The sequence below is a fragment of the Burkholderia sp. SIMBA_062 genome, assembly GCF_046534765.1.
Classification (GTDB): Bacteria; Pseudomonadota; Gammaproteobacteria; order Burkholderiales; family Burkholderiaceae; genus Burkholderia; species Burkholderia ambifaria.
Genome location: NZ_JAWRYD010000010.1, coordinates 143,086 through 157,814, shown reverse-complemented (window position 1 = coordinate 157,814; position 14,729 = coordinate 143,086). Strand labels below are relative to the sequence as shown.

At 69.0% G+C, this 14,729-nt stretch carries 11 protein-coding genes; 5 read left to right on the top strand and 6 right to left on the bottom strand.

The annotated features are described in order from the left end of the window. Positions 1-108: 108 nt before the first annotated feature. The 3 genes from SB786_RS13350 to SB786_RS13340 all read left to right on the top strand — a co-directional run bounded on the left by SB786_RS13350 (position 109) and on the right by SB786_RS13340 (position 3,265). Positions 109-861 carry a glycosyltransferase family 2 protein gene (locus tag SB786_RS13350; protein ID WP_410727878.1) on the top strand — a complete coding sequence of 251 codons (753 nt, stop codon included), beginning with the start codon at positions 109-111 and terminating at the stop codon, positions 859-861. A 143-nt stretch (positions 862-1,004) separates the two neighbouring features. After that, positions 1,005-1,847 (top strand): glycosyltransferase family 2 protein, encoded by an 843-nt coding sequence (locus SB786_RS13345; RefSeq protein WP_410727877.1) that lies wholly within the window; start codon positions 1,005-1,007, stop codon positions 1,845-1,847. 137 nt (positions 1,848-1,984) lie between these two features. After that, a complete protein-coding gene (locus SB786_RS13340) occupies positions 1,985-3,265 on the top strand; it encodes an O-antigen ligase family protein (protein ID WP_410727876.1) in 1,281 nt (426 codons plus the stop codon). A 197-nt stretch (positions 3,266-3,462) separates the two neighbouring features. Here SB786_RS13340 and SB786_RS13335 read toward each other — a convergent pair whose 3' ends face one another. From SB786_RS13335 to dnaE, 3 genes are all read right to left on the bottom strand, one after another. Beyond that, positions 3,463-4,641 carry a glycosyltransferase family 9 protein gene (locus tag SB786_RS13335; protein ID WP_410727875.1) on the bottom strand — a complete coding sequence of 393 codons (1,179 nt, stop codon included), beginning with the start codon at positions 4,639-4,641 and terminating at the stop codon, positions 3,463-3,465. Between the two features lie 316 nt (positions 4,642-4,957). Beyond that, entirely contained in the window at positions 4,958-6,058 is a 1,101-nt protein-coding gene (locus SB786_RS13330; protein WP_410727874.1) for a glycosyltransferase family 9 protein, read from the bottom strand. Positions 6,059-6,377: 319 nt separating this feature from the next. Then, a complete protein-coding gene (dnaE, locus tag SB786_RS13325) occupies positions 6,378-9,911 on the bottom strand; it encodes a DNA polymerase III subunit alpha (RefSeq protein WP_410727873.1) in 3,534 nt (1,177 codons plus the stop codon). Between the two features lie 222 nt (positions 9,912-10,133). On the opposite strand from dnaE, the gene SB786_RS13320 reads away from it, so the two are divergent. Then, positions 10,134-10,988, top strand: coding sequence for a sulfurtransferase (locus SB786_RS13320; RefSeq protein ID WP_410727872.1), 855 nt, complete (start codon positions 10,134-10,136; stop codon positions 10,986-10,988). 22 nt (positions 10,989-11,010) lie between these two features. Next, the gene (gene gluQRS, locus SB786_RS13315; RefSeq protein WP_410727871.1) at positions 11,011-11,904 is read left to right on the top strand and encodes a tRNA glutamyl-Q(34) synthetase GluQRS; all 894 of its coding nucleotides are present in this window, start codon (positions 11,011-11,013) and stop codon (positions 11,902-11,904) included. Positions 11,905-12,030: 126 nt separating this feature from the next. On the opposite strand, the gene SB786_RS13310 is transcribed toward gluQRS, so the two are convergent. From SB786_RS13310 to SB786_RS13300, 3 genes are all read right to left on the bottom strand, one after another. Then, the gene (locus tag SB786_RS13310; protein WP_410727870.1) at positions 12,031-13,590 is read right to left on the bottom strand and encodes a DEAD/DEAH box helicase; all 1,560 of its coding nucleotides are present in this window, start codon (positions 13,588-13,590) and stop codon (positions 12,031-12,033) included. Between the two features lie 442 nt (positions 13,591-14,032). Continuing rightward, positions 14,033-14,416, bottom strand: coding sequence for an MliC family protein (locus SB786_RS13305; protein WP_410727869.1), 384 nt, complete (start codon positions 14,414-14,416; stop codon positions 14,033-14,035). Between the two features lie 105 nt (positions 14,417-14,521). Continuing rightward, entirely contained in the window at positions 14,522-14,716 is a 195-nt protein-coding gene (locus SB786_RS13300) for a DUF6726 family protein (RefSeq protein WP_410727868.1), read from the bottom strand. Positions 14,717-14,729: the final 13 nt, after the last annotated feature.

Genomic DNA, 14,729 nt, shown 5'->3' with positions numbered 1-14,729 from the left:
ACATTATAGCTGTACCGCCCACGCCGGCACGGCCGTTGCCGAAGGGGCCGCCGACCGGTGCGCGGGTATACTGCCGCTCACCGTTTTCTCCGCCTTTTCGACGATTTCATGGCAGAACCCACCCTCGGCGTCGCTCTCATCGCCCTCAACGCGGCCGCGCGGCTCGCGCAGTGCCTCGACGCGCTGGCCTTCGCCGACGACGTCGTCGTGATCGACGGCGGCAGCACCGACGACACCGTCGCGATCGCCCGTGCACATGGCGCCCGCGTGATCGTCGAGCGTGACTGGCCCGGCTTCGGCCCGCAGAAGAACCGCGCGCTCGCCGCGCTCGACACCGACTGGATCCTGTCGCTCGACACCGACGAGGTGGTCAGCCCCGAACTCGCGCAGTCGATCCGTGCGGCCATCCGCGCGCCCGGCGCGCAAGTCTACGCGCTCGACCGGCTGTCGAGCTTCTGCGGCCAGTGGATCCGCCACAGCGGCTGGTATCCGGACTGGGTGCCGCGTCTGTTCCGGCGCGGCGCCGCACGCTTCTCCGACGACCTGGTGCATGAACGGCTCGTGTTCGACACGCCCGCGCAGCGGCTGCCGGGCAAGCTGATGCACTATTCGTACGAGGATTTCGAAACCGTCGTACGCAAGCTCGATGCATATTCGACGGCAGGCGCGCGCCAGCGCCGCGCGGCAGGCCAGCGCGGCGGCTTCGGCAAGGCGCTCGCGCGCGGCGCATGGGCGTTCGTGCGGACCTACGTGCTGCGGCGCGGGTTTCTCGACGGACGCGCGGGCTTCATGATCGCCGTGTTCAACGCGGAAACGGTGTACTACCGCTTTCTGAAGCTCGGCCACGAGCCGGCCCGCTGAGCGCGGCCCGCCCCGCCCCATCCTGACGCCGCCGGCATGCCGCCGGCCCGGCGTTACAATGCCGGGCTGCCCGCGCGCGATGCGCGCCCCAAGCGGCGCCGCGCCACGCGCCGCCGCCACGACGACCACCGAATCCGACCGCCATGTTCTCCATCATCATCCCGACCTGGAACAACCTGCCGTACCTCAAGCTCGTCGTCGACAGCCTGCGCCGTCATTCGGCGTACGACCACCAGATCATCGTGCACGTGAACGACGGCTCGGACGGCACGCTCGACTGGGTGCGCGGCGAAGGCATCGAGCACACCGCGTCGCCGACCAACATCGGCATCTGCCACGCGGTGAACCTGGCCGCCGCGCGCGCGACGCGCGACTACGTCGTCTACATGAACGACGACATGTACTGCTGCCCCGGCTGGGATGCGGCGCTCGTGCGGCGCATCGAGCAGATGCCGACCGACCTGTTCATGCTGTCCGGCACGATGGTCGAGCCGGTCGACACGCGCAACCCGTGCGTCGTCGTCAGCAATTTCGGCCGCGACGCCGAGCAGTTCGACGCGGCCGGCCTCGTCGCGGCCACGCCGCGGCTCGCGCGCGCGGACTGGCTCGGCTCGACCTGGCCGCCGACGCTCGTGCACCGCGACTGGTGGAACCGCATCGGCGGCTACAGCAGCGAACTGTCGCCGGGCATGAGCAGCGACAACGACTTCTCGATGAAATTCTGGGACGCCGGCTGCCGGATCTTCCTCGGCGTCGGCGACAGCCTCGTCTATCACTTCCAGCAGAAGAGCACCGGCAAGATCGTGAAGAACGACGGCCGCCGCCAGTTCCTCAACAAATGGGGCATGACGCAGGCCACGTTCGACCGCTATTACCTGCATCGCGGCGAGCCGGCCGGCTCGCGTATCGCGCTCGACACGCCGGCCGTCGCCGGGCGCCTCAAGCGCGCGCTGCTGCGCTCGCGGATCAAGCGCGCCTTCAGCTGATCCGGCCCCGGAAACCTCGCGGAAACGCGCGCCGCTTCGCGTATACTGCGCGCTTCGTCCCGGGGCACTGCCGCCGCGGGGCGGGCGGCGCGCAGCACGGTGCCCGCATGCCGCATTCGTCCATTCGACAGGTTCCGATGCTTTCGTTTTCCCCTCCCGCCACGCGGCGCCTGACCGCCGCCCGCGCCTTCGCCGTCATCGCGCTCTGCATGGTGCCCGTCTCGACCGCGCTGACCAATGTGTTCTGCGGGCTGTTCGCGGCCGCGCTCGTCATCTCCCCCGAATTCTGGCGCGACCTGCGCTCGTTCGTCACCGAACCGGCGTCGCTCGCCGCGCTGCTGATCCTCGCGGCGCTGATCGTGAGCGTCACCTATACCGTCGCGCCGCACCCGAAGGCGTGGAACTGGATCGGCAAGTACGACAAGCTGCTGCTGCTGCCGTTTGCGGTGCTCGCGTTCCGCCATTCGAACTGGGCGCCGATCGTGCGGCGCGCATGGTTCGGCACGCTGTGCGTGATCCTGTTGCTGTCGACCACCAACTATCTCGGCCTGACCGCGATCGGGCCCGCGCATGCGACCGATCTGCCGCTGTCGCGCGCGTGGGTGTTCAAGAACCACATCGCGGCCGGCATGTTCGGCGCGCTGCTGTTCTATCAGGCCGCCGACCTCGCGCTGTCGGCCCGCACCGCGCTGTCGCGCGCCGCGTATGCCGCCGTCGCCGCTTGGTCGTTGATCAACGTGTTCGTGATGCTGCAGGGGCGCACGGGGCAGGTCATCGCGCTGCTGCTGATCCTCGTCGTCGCGGTGCGTTTCGTGTTGTTGCTGCGCCGCCAGTCGGCACTGCGCGCGACCCTCGCCGCCGGAACGCTGGTCCTGGCCGGCGTCGCGCTCGTCGCCGCCGCGTGCACGGTGCACAACGGCCGCCTCGTGAAGGTCGTGACGGAAGTGCAGCAGTATCGGCAGACCGATGCGGCCACGTCGACCGGGCTGCGTCTCGAGTGGTACAAGAAGGGGCTCGAGCTGTATCGCATGCGCCCCGTGATCGGCTACGGCTCGGGCGGTCTCGAGTTCGAGTTCCAGAAGCTCACGGCGGGCAAGACGGCCGCCGAAGGCCAGCTCACGTCAAACCCGCATAACGAATACCTGCTGATGGCCGTGCAGCTCGGCACGCTCGGGGTACTGCTGTTCGTGAACCTGATCGTGCAGATCGCGCACGGCAGCCGCGCGCTCGACCCGCGTTCGCAGCACTTGCTGCTCGCGTGGCTCGCGATCTTCGCGATCGGCAGCCTCGCGAATTCGCTCCTGCTCGATTTCGCCGAAGGTCACCTGCTGGTGCTGCTCGCCGGCATCCTGCTCGGCTGCGCCGAGCGCGGCGAAGCGCTGCCGCGCGAGACGTCGGCGATCCGGCGCAGCGCGTAACGCATCACGCGCCGGGCTGGCGGGCTGGCGGGCTGGCGGGCTGGCGGGCTGGCGGGCGGGCGGCGCATGATGTCGGCCGCCCCCGGCTCGTCTTCAACGCCGGCGCGCTGCCGGATGCGCGGGCGCACGCCTTCGACGCGTGGCGCCGCGGTGCCACGCTCTGCCTTTCAAATCAGGAAACGTCCGGGGCTCGCGCGTCAGTCCGAGCGCGCGCGATGCAGCCGCGACGTGTCGATGACCGCGTCGGCGGCGTCCGGCGGATTCAGCCCGAGCATCTCGGCCGCCGCCATCTTCACACGCTGCGTGCCGAGGTTGACGAGGCAGTCGCTGTGGCTGTCCACATGGCGCTCGCAGCCCTCCTGCCGGCACGGCACGCAATCGCCCTCACCCTGCAGCAGCCATACGTTGCCGTGCCGCGCGGAACCGCGCAGCGCCCACGGGTTTTCGGTCGGCGGCCAGTGCTGCGGCCACGGCCCCCAGCGCACCGGGTCGGACGGACCGAACAGCGCGATCGTGTCGACGCCCGTCGCGGCCGCGACGTGCGTCGCGCCCGTATCGGGCCCGATGAACAGCCGCGCGCGCCGCACCAGCTCCGCGCTTTCGCCGAACGTGAGGCGGCCTACAAGGTTCAGGACGTCGCCGCCCGCCCCGGCCGCGACCTGCTCCGCGTACTCGCGCTCGCGATCGGCCGGGCCGCCCGACAGCGCGATCGCGAACCCCTGCGCGCGCAGCCATTCGATCATCTCGATCCAGCCTTCGAGCCGCCATTGCTTGTAGCGAAACATCGGGTACGGATGCAGCACGACGAGCGGCTTGCCGTCGCGGATGGCCGGCGACTCGGCGAGCCACGCGTCGAAACGCGCGCGCCGCGCGGGATCGTCGCCGATCCCCGGCGCGACGACCTCGGACACCGGCTCGATGCCGATCACCGGCGCGAGCGCGAGCGTGCTGACGACCGTGTGCGCGGACTCGTGGTGATTGATCGCGATGCCGTTCAGCATCATCCGCGTGAGCCACGTGACACGGTTCGGATCGACGAGGCCGACGCGCTTGCGGCCGGCGAACCAGCTATAGAAGCGCGGCCGGTCGGAACTCAGTGCCGCGCACGCGAGATCGTAGCGGCGCCACATCGACAGCGCGTCGCGCAGCCGCTCCCGGAACCCGGCGCGCTGCGCGACGACGATCACGCGCCGCACGTCGGGGTTGTGCTCCAGCACGCCCTCGGTGCCGCGAAACACCAGCATGTCGATCTGCGCATCGGGCCAGCGCGCCTTCAGCGAACGCACGAGCGGCGTCGTCAGCAGCACGTCGCCGATGCGGCGCGGTGCGGCGACGAGGATGGTTCTGGGCGGGCGGGCGGAAGAAAACAGGGCCACGGCGATCGTTCCGTCTAGCAGGCTGGACAAGGCTCGCAATGTACAGGATTTTGTGGCCGCAGGCGTGGCGTCGGGCTTCGGGCTTCGGGCTTCGGGCTTCGGGCTTCGGACAGCGGGCAGCGGGCAGCGGGCGTCGAGCGTCCGGCAGCTGGCGTGGGCGGCACGTCCCGGCGGCTGGCAGCCGGTGCCCCTCCGTTCCGGCTACGCGGTAACGGCGCGCCGCGCGCGGCGGGACCTGAGGCCACCGCGTCCGGTTGCGTCCGGTTGCTCCCGTTTGCTCCCGCGGGCCTCTCAAGCAGCAGCGCCGGCCGGGACGCTACGAAACGATCGCACCGACCTCGGGTGCCGCGAGCGTGACGTCCGGAAGCGGCAGCGCGCCGCCTGTCGCATCGTCGGCCTGCCCTGCCTTCTCCAACAGATGCAGCACCGCGCGCTCTACCGCGTCGACGCCGATCGCGTCGACCGTCGCGCCGGCCCGCAGGATCATGTGCGGCACGCCGAGCGGATGCCAGCGCCTGTATTTCTCGGGACGGTCCTCGAACAGCGCGGCCACCGGCACGCCGAGCGCCGACGCGAGATGCACGGGAGCGCTGTCGGCCGACACGATCGCGTCGAGCAGGCTCGCGGCGGCCACCAGTTCGGCCACCGACGACGGCGCGACATGCCGGGCGTTCACGTCCCGCCACGCGTCGCCGTCGCCGTCGCAGTCGGCCTCGGCCGACACCGCGGGATCGCGGAACACGATCACGTCGGCGAACGGTGCGAGCCGCCGGCCGAGCTCGCACCATCGATCGGCCGGCCAGCGCCGCTCCGCCGCCTTGTTCGTGACGAACAGCCCGACGCGCGGCTTCGTGCGCGGGCCGAGCAGCCGATACCAGGTGTCCTGCAGCGCGCGATCCGGATGGACGGACAGCGCGAGACCGTCGAGATCGGTACGACCGAGTTCGGGCACGAGCCGGAATCCCGACAGCGCTTCATGGCACATCGGCCGCGACGCAACGTGTGCGGGCTTGCGATCGTCGAATTCGGAATCGGCATCGTGCCAGCGGCAATCCTTCACGCCGAGCTGCCGTGCCAACTGGATACTGCTGCGATGCATGCCGCCGTTCGGCACGACCGCGAGGTCGAACCGCAGGCGGCGCAGCCGACGCACGAGCCGCAGCCGGTCGAAGAACGCGCGCATCCGTCCGGGGCGGTCGTTGCGCTCGCACTGACGGCTGTACACATACGTATGGACCATGTGCACGTTCGGGTTGCCGGCGAGCGCGCTCGCGTTGTAGCGGTTCGCGACCACGTGCAGTTCCGCGTCCGGCCAGCGGCGTTTCAGCGCGCCGAGGAACGCGGTCGTGCACAGCATGTCGCCCAGAAAATCAATCCGGATCACGAGGATCCGCCGCTTCGGTGTCTCGTTGGCCATTGTTAGCGTGTAACTGTCGATTTCTTGTCGTCACGCACCGACCGGCATCCTGACGTCCAGCGCCGTGCCGGGCTCCTCGCGAGGTCGCTCACGGCACCGCGCCGCATCGTGTGCCGCGCGCAACCGTCCTCGTTTTCAAGCGTGCGTCGCCGCCCGCCGGTGGACGGACCGCGGCCGGCGCCGAATCTGCATCGCGCGCGACGGATTGTATAGCGTCCGGATGACAGCCCCAAGCACCCGCCAAAATGAAAACGGCCCGCCGCACCGCACGAAGGCGATGCGACGGGCCGCGCAACCCGACCGTCCGGCGGGGACGCGCTCAGTACGTGATTTCTACGACGCTGCCGTCGAAGGTCGCGCGCAGCTCCGCGAGCAGCGTGTCGCTTGGCTTCACGCGCCACGCGTCGCCCAGACGCATTTCGCCCTGCGCGCGCGCGTTGCTGTAGTGAACCTGCACCGCGAGGCCGTTCGGCAACGGTGCCTGCGGACGACGGCCGCCGTCGCGCCCGCCGCCACGCGGCACGGGCGCCTCGAACGCGGGCGCGGCCGCCGAATCGTCCTTCGACACATGCGATTCGAGCACGCGGCGCAGCGCCGCCGCATCCGCGTTGCCGTTCATCGTGAGCCGCACCGCCTGCGCATAGCGGCTGCGCGCACGTTCGAGATCCATCACCGTGTCGGCCGTGAAGCGCAGACCGCCGGTGAACGCGTCGTTGCGCGCCTGTCCCTGCACGATCAGCAGTTCGTCCTCCTTGAACAGCGCCTTGTTCGCTTCGAACTGCTCGTTGAAGATCGTGATCTCGCACTGGCCCGAACCGTCGTCGAGCAGCGCGATCAGCATCTTGCCGCGCTGGGTCATCTGCGTGCGCAGCGACGCGATGATGCCCGCGACGAGCTTGTCGCGCCCCTCCTTCAGATCGCCGATCTTCTGCCGGACGAACCGGCGCACTTCGTCGCGATACGCGTCGAACAGGTGGCCGGACAGGTAGAAGCCGAGCGCGCCCTTCTCTTCCTGCAGGCGGCGCTTGTCGTCCCACGCGGGTTCGTCGACGAGCGCATGCGCGTGCGGCGACTCGGCGCCCATGTCGAACAGGCCGGCCTGCATCGCGTTCGCCGCGGCCTGCTCGGCCGCTTCCATCGCGAGCGGCACCGACGCGAGCATCTGCGCGCGGTTCGCGTTCAGCGAATCGAACGCGCCGGCGCGGATCAGCGCCTCGACCGTGCGGCGATTGACGACGCGCCGGTCGATCCGCTCGCAGAAGTCGAACAGGTCGGTGAACGGCTTTTCCTCGCGCGCACGCAGGATTTCCTCGATCGCGTTCTGGCCGCTGCCCTTCACCGCGCCGAGGCCGTAGCGGATCGTGCGCGAGCGCTTGCCGTCGGCTTCGCCGACCGGCTCGAAGCGGTAATGCGACTGGTTGATGTCCGGCGGCAGCACGACGAGGTTGTTCACGACGCAATCGTCGAACAGGATCTTCACCTTGTCGGTGTCGTCCATCGCGAGCGTCATGTTGGCCGCCATGAATTCGGCCGGATGGTGCGCCTTCAGCCACGCGGTGTAATACGCGAGCAATGCGTAGGCTGCCGCGTGCGACTTGTTGAAGCCATAGCCCGCGAACTTCTCCATCAAGTCGAAGATCTCGTCGGACTTCTCGCGCGTGAGGCCGTTCTTCGCCGCACCCTCGGCGAAGATCTCGCGATGCTTGACCATCTCTTCGGGCTTCTTCTTGCCCATCGCGCGACGCAGCAAGTCGGCGCCGCCGAGCGAGTAGCCGCCGATGATCTGCGCCATCTGCATCACCTGCTCCTGATAGACCATGATGCCGTAGGTCTCTTTCAGGACGGGTTCGACGCGCGGATCCGGATACTCGACCTTCTCGCGGCCGTGCTTGCGTGCGCAAAAGCTCGGGATCAGGTCCATCGGGCCCGGACGGTACAACGACACGAGCGCGATGATGTCCTCGAAGCGGTCGGGCTGCGCATCCTTCAGCATGCCCTGCATCCCGCGGCTTTCCAGCTGGAACACGGCGACCGTGTTGGCCTTCTTCAGGATCTGGAACGACGCGGGATCGTCGAGCGGCACCTGCGCGAGCGACCAGTCGGCCTTCGACGCATCGAGGCGGCGGATATAGCGCTCGGCCCAGTCGAGGATCGTCAGCGTCGTGAGACCCAGAAAGTCGAACTTCACGAGGCCGACGGCTTCGACGTCGTCCTTGTCGTACTGGCTGACGACGCCGCCGTCGTCGCCCTGCGTGTACAGCGGGCAGAAATCGGTCAGCTTGCCGGGCGCGATCAGCACGCCGCCCGCGTGCATCCCGACGTTACGCGTCAGGCCCTCGACGCGCTGCGCGAGGTCGAGCAGCTGGTGCACTTCGTCCTCGTGGTCGTAGCGCTCCTGCAGTTGCGGCTCTTCCTTCATCGCGTCGGCGATCGTCACATGCTTGCCCGGCTTGAACGGGATCAGCTTCGCGATGCCGTCGGTGAACATGTAGCCGAGATCGAGCACGCGGCCGATGTCGCGCACGGCCGCCTTCGCGGCCATCGTGCCGAAGGTGGCGATCTGCGACACGGCGTCCGCGCCGTATTTTTCCTTCACGTACTGGATCACGCGATCGCGGCCGTGCTGGCAGAAGTCGATGTCGAAGTCGGGCATCGACACGCGTTCCGGATTCAGGAATCGCTCGAACAGCAGGTTGTAGCGCAGCGGATCCAGATCGGTGATGCCGAGCGCGTACGCGACCAGCGAGCCGGCGCCCGAGCCGCGGCCCGGGCCTACCGGCACGCCGTTGTTCTTCGCCCAGTTGATGAAGTCGGCAACGATCAGGAAGTAGCCCGGGAAGCCCATCTTCGTGATGGTCCCGCACTCGAATTCGAGCCGCTTGTAGTACGTGTCGCGCTGCGCGTCACGCTCGGCCGTATCCGGATACAGCTGTTCGAGGCGCTTCTCGAGCCCCTCCTTCGACAGCTGGACCAGGTAGTCGTCGAGCGACATGCCGTCCGGCGTCGGGAACAGCGGCAGCTTCGGCTTGCCGAGTTCGAGCTTCAGGTTGCAGCGCTTCGCGATCTCGACCGTGTTCGCGACCGCCGACGGCAGGTCGGCGAACAGCGCGACCATGTCGTCCTGCGTGCGGAAGTACTGATCGGTCGTGAAGCGCTTCTGGCGCCGCGGATTCGCGAGCATGTCGCCTTCCGAGATGCACACGCGCGCTTCGTGCGCGGTGAAATCATCGTCGGTCATGAACTGCGTCGGATGCGTCGCGACGACCGGCAGACCGAGCGACGCGGCGAGCGTCGCGGCCTGCTGGATGTACGCCTCGGCGCCCGGCTGGCCGTAACGCTGCAGCTCGATGTAGAAGCCGCCCGGGAACACCTTCGCCCAGCGCTCGGCATGCCGGCGCGCGGCTTCCTCGTTACCGGCCGCGAACGCGAGCCCGATATCGCCCTGCTGCGCGCCCGACAGCGCGAGCAGCCCTTGCGACAGTTCGCCGTCGAGCCAGCTCGCGTCGAGCTCCGCGCGGCCGCGGTACTGGTTCGTGAGCCATGCCTTCGACAGCAGCTCGCACAGGTTCAGGTAGCCGACCTTGTCCTTCACCAGCAGCAGCAGGCGCGACGGTTTGTCGCGATCGTCCGGATTGGTGATCCAGACGTCGCAGCCGGCGATTGGCTTGATGCCCTTGCCGCGGGCTTCCTGGTAGAAACGGACGAGGCCGAATGCGTTGCCGAGATCGGTGAGTGCGAGCGCGCCCTGGCCGTCCGCGGCCGCCGCCTTGACGATGTCGTCGAGACGCACGATGCCGTCGGCAATCGAGAATTCGGAGTGAACGCGAAGATGGACGAAGCGGGGATCTGACATGGGCGTTATTGTAGCCGCGTCGTCGCGCAGGCTGCCCAAAAAATCCCCGCGCCCGGCCGTTCGGCCGATGCACGCGACGCTGGCCGAACGCTCAGGTGCCGGCGCAAGCGCAGTTTGCGGGATAATACGGGTTTTCGAATCTTCGCCCCGGCTTCGCACCCTTTTTTGCGGGGCCGCCGTGCGCCCCGCCGCACGGCCGCGGCCGTTTCCCGTCGGACCATCATGACCATCGTCAACCTCGCCGCTTACCACTTCGTGTCGATCGACACGACCGAGCAATGGCGCCCCCTCGTCACCGCCCGCTGCAACGAACTCGGCCTGCGCGGCACGATCCTGCTCGCGCCGGAAGGCATCAACCTGTTCATCGCCGGCCCGCGCGAAGCGACCGACGCGTTCATCGACTACATCCGCCACGATCCGCTGTTCGAAGGCAAGTTCGCGACGCTGCAGTTCAAGGAGAGCCTGTCCGACTCGCAGCCGTTCCGCCGGATGCTCGTGCGCCTGAAGCGCGAGATCATCACGATGAAGAAGCCCGCGATCAAGCCCGAGCTCGGCCGCGCGCCGTCGGTCGACGCGCGCACGCTGAAGGCGTGGCTCGACCGCGGCCACGACGACGCCGGCCGCCCCGTCGTGATGCTCGACACGCGCAATGCCTTCGAAGTGGACGTCGGCACGTTCGACGGCGCGCTCGACTACCGGATCGACAAGTTCAGCGAGTTCCCGGAAGTGATCGACGCGAACCGCGCCGATCTCGAGGGGCGCACGGTCGTGTCGTTCTGTACCGGCGGGATCCGCTGCGAGAAGGCCGCGATCCACATGAAGGAAATCGGCATCGACAACGTGTACCAGCTCGAGGGCGGGATCCTGAAGTATTTCGAGGAAGTCGGCGGCGCGCACTATCACGGCGACTGCTTCGTGTTCGACTACCGCACCGCGCTGAACCCGCAACTGCAGCCGACCGAGAACGTCACGTGCTTCGCGTGCCGCGCGGTCGTCACGCCGGACGCCCAGCAATCGCCGAGCTACGTGCCCGGCAAGTCGTGCCCGGCCTGCGCACAGGCGGCCAGCGCCGCGTAAGCGCGCGTTGCGCCGCGCCCCGATGAACGGCTACCGCGGCCGCTTCGCGCCGTCGCCCACCGGCCCGCTGCATTTCGGCTCGCTGGTCGGTGCGCTCGCGAGCTGGCTCGATGCGCGCGCGCACGGCGGCGCATGGCTCGTGCGCGTCGAGGACATCGACGGCCCGCGCACGGTGCCCGGCGCCGGCGACGACATCCTCGCGACGCTCGCGCATTTCGGCATGACGCCCGACGAGCCGCCCGTATGGCAAAGCACGCGCGATGCCGATTATGCGGCCGCGCTCGAACGGCTCGCCGCCGCGGGGCGCGTCTATCCGTGCGGCTGCACGCGCAAGGAAATCGCCGATTCGCTGCGTGCCGCGCACGAGCGCCACACGACGCTCGCGTACCCGGGCACCTGCCGCACCGGCCTGCACGGCAAGCCCGCGCGCGCGTGGCGACTGCGCGTGCCGGACGGCGACGATGCGATCGTCACGTTCGACGACCGCTGGCAGCACACGCAAACGCAGAACCTCGCGACCGAAGTCGGCGATTTCGTGCTGAAGCGCGCGGACGGCCAATGGGCGTATCAGCTCGCGGTCGTGGTCGACGATGCGGACGCGGGCATCACGCACGTCGTGCGCGGCGCCGACCTGCTCGATTCGACCGCGCGCCAGATCTACCTGCAGCGCTGTCTCGGCGTGCCGACACCCGCCTACCTCCACGTGCCCGTCGTCGTCGACGCGAACGGCGAAAAGCTCAGCAAGCAGACGGGCGCGATCGCGCTGGAACGCGCCGATCCGCTGCCGGCGCTGCGGGCCGCCGCCGCGCATCTCGGCCTGACGATCGATGGCGATCCATCGGGCGAGACGATGGATGCGTTCTACGCGGCCGCGACCGACGCGTGGGCGCGTCGCTTCGGACCGCGCGCCGATTGAATCTGGTCCCAGCTCAACCACCTGCTCGCAATCCACGCGCCCAATGAAAAACGGGCACATGCTCATCGCATGCACCCGTTTCTGCGGCGGCGCCCGCGCGCCGCACCAACCGCTTGAACCGCCCGCTTACGCCGACGGCTTGCGCGGCATCCCGAAGCCGCCGAGCAGCGCGGCGACCTGACGCTTCGGCCCCTTCTTCTCGTGCTGCTGCGCGGACTGCGTCTCGTCCGGCTGCGTCGCCGGCACCGTCGGTTCGTACGGCTTCAGGAAGAAATCGTCGACCGGCGCCTCGTGGCGACGATGATGGCCGCTACGCTCGGACCCGCCCGGACGACGCGCCGACGCACCGCGATGCTCGTCGCGCTCGCGACGGCCGCCGCGCTCACCGCCGCGTTCGCCGCTGCGCTCCCCGGCACGCTCCCCGCCGCGCTCGTCGTGACGATGACGCGACGGCTTGTCGAGCGCGAGCGTCTGCACCTCGAGCGGACGCTTGATCAGCTTTTCGATATCGGCCAGCTGCTTGCGCTCGTTCGGGCTGCACAGCGACAGCGCATCGCCCGTCGCGCCCGCGCGGCCCGTGCGGCCGATCCGGTGCACGTAGTCTTCCGCGTTGAACGGCAGGTCGAAGTTGATCACGGCCGGCAGTTCGGCGATGTCGAGACCGCGCGCGGCCACGTCGGTCGCGACCAGCGCCTCGATCTCGCCACGCTTGAACGCGTCGAGCGCCTGCATTCGCTCGAGCTGCGACTTGTCGCCGTGGATCGCGGACGCGACCACGCCGTCGCGCTCAAGATTGCGCGCCAGCCGGCTCGCGCCGATCTTGCTGTTGCAGAACACGAGCACCTGCTTGAGCCCGCGATCGCGCAACAGCTGCACGACGGCCCCGTGCTTGTCGCCTTCGGCGACGTCGTAGACGATCTGCGTGACGTTCGCGTTGGTCGAGTTGCTGCGCGCGACCTCGATCGTCTGCGGGTTGCGCAGGTAGGTCGATGCGAGCTTCTTGATTTCCGGCGAGAAGGTGGCCGAGAACAGCAGCGTCTGGCGTTCCTTCGGCAGCAGGTTCAGGATGCGCTGCAGGTCGGGCAGGAAGCCCATGTCGAGCATCCGGTCGGCTTCGTCGAGCACGAGGATCTGGACCTGACCGAGGTTCGCCGTCTTTTGCTGCACGTGGTCGAGCAGGCGGCCCGGCGTCGCGATCAGGATCTCGACGCCGCGGCGCAGCTCGGCCATCTGCGGATTCATGTCGACGCCGCCGAACACGACCGCGCTGCGCAGCGACGTGTGCTTCGCATACGCATGCACGTTCGCGGCGACCTGGTCGGCGAGCTCGCGGGTCGGCGTGAGGATCAGCGCACGCACCGGGTGGCGCGCCGGGGACGCGCTCGTGCTGGCCTGCGGCAGCAGCCGCTGGATGATCGGCAGCGAGAAGCTCGCGGTCTTGCCGGTACCCGTTTGCGCGGCGCCCATGACGTCGCGGCCGGCGAGCACGACCGGAATGGCCTCCGCCTGGATCGGCGTCGGCGTCGTATAACCCTGCTCCGCAATGGCTTTCAGGATATCGGCGGCAAGGCCGAATTGATCGAAGGTTGCGTCGACTGGCTTGGCGACAGAATCGGACATGGTGGCGTTTCGCTCAAAAGGCGCGGCGGGGACATCGTGCGTCAGGCCCGCCGGGCCTGCGCTCATCACAATTCGGAAGTAGACGGAGCCGCGGCGCGCCGCGCGGCGCCGCTCTGGCGCTCGGGACCGGTTCGATTCGAACAACGGGCACCACAGGCCGTGCGGACTCCGTTCGGCGCGAATGCCGGCGGAAAGGGCCGTATTGTAGCACTGCGCGGCCATCTGTCCGTGACAACACCGCGAACGGCCCTGGCCGGCGGTTCGCGGCGTGCGCCGGGAGGCTGGGCGCGGGCGCTGTACCGGGCGATCGGGCTATCCCGATGGGCCGATGGCCGCCATTCGGGGCCGGATCGCTGCGGGGTAACGGGGAGATTCACCGGGCGGCCGGCGAGCCGGGGGGGGCCGCGGGGCCGCCCGAGCCGCCGTCCGGTTCAGGATGCGCCCCGGCTGGCCCGGCCGGTCGCAGCGATCGGCTTGCCCGCATCGCGTATCCGATCACGTACGGCGTTCAGTCCTTCTTCTTTTTCTTCTTCTCGATCTGCATGCAGTCGCCCAGCAGCGGTGCCGCATTCTGGTCGGCGATCTCGTCGCGCAGCGTCGCTTCCCTACCCTTCGTCCACCACGTATAGCGTCCGGCCTGGTAGCGCGCGCCCGACGCCGATACGGTGTCGACGAACAGCAACTGCCGCCCGTTGACCGGCACCAGCGCGAAGCTCTGGCCGTTGGCCGCGCGCCAGTACGACACGCGTACCGGCTGCTTCAGGTTCGCGCACTGATAGACGGTCTGCTCGCGCGCATCGGCGTCGATCTCCTCGACGGTCAGTTGCGCGGCATGCGCCGCGGAAACGGCGGTGCCGGCCAGCGCGAGCGCGGTGAAGGTTTGGCGAATCATGCAGATCCTTTCACGAGACGGATGGAAGCGCGCCCTCGCGGCAGGCGCGGTTATCGTTGGTGATGGGCCGAGCGGCCGAGGGACGAGGGGTTGAGGGTTCGGCGCTCAGGGATCGATGACGTCGGCACACGCGTCGGTCGGTGCGGCCGCGACATGGCCGACGAGCGGCACGATCTTCAGCCCGGCCGATGCGACCCGGCACGGCGCGGCCGCGAGGCCGCACCCCGTGAGACTCGCGACCAGCGCCAGCGCGGCGCCCAGCCTGCCGATTCGTCCGAGCCACCGCCATGTCGATGTCATCACGCGCGCCTCG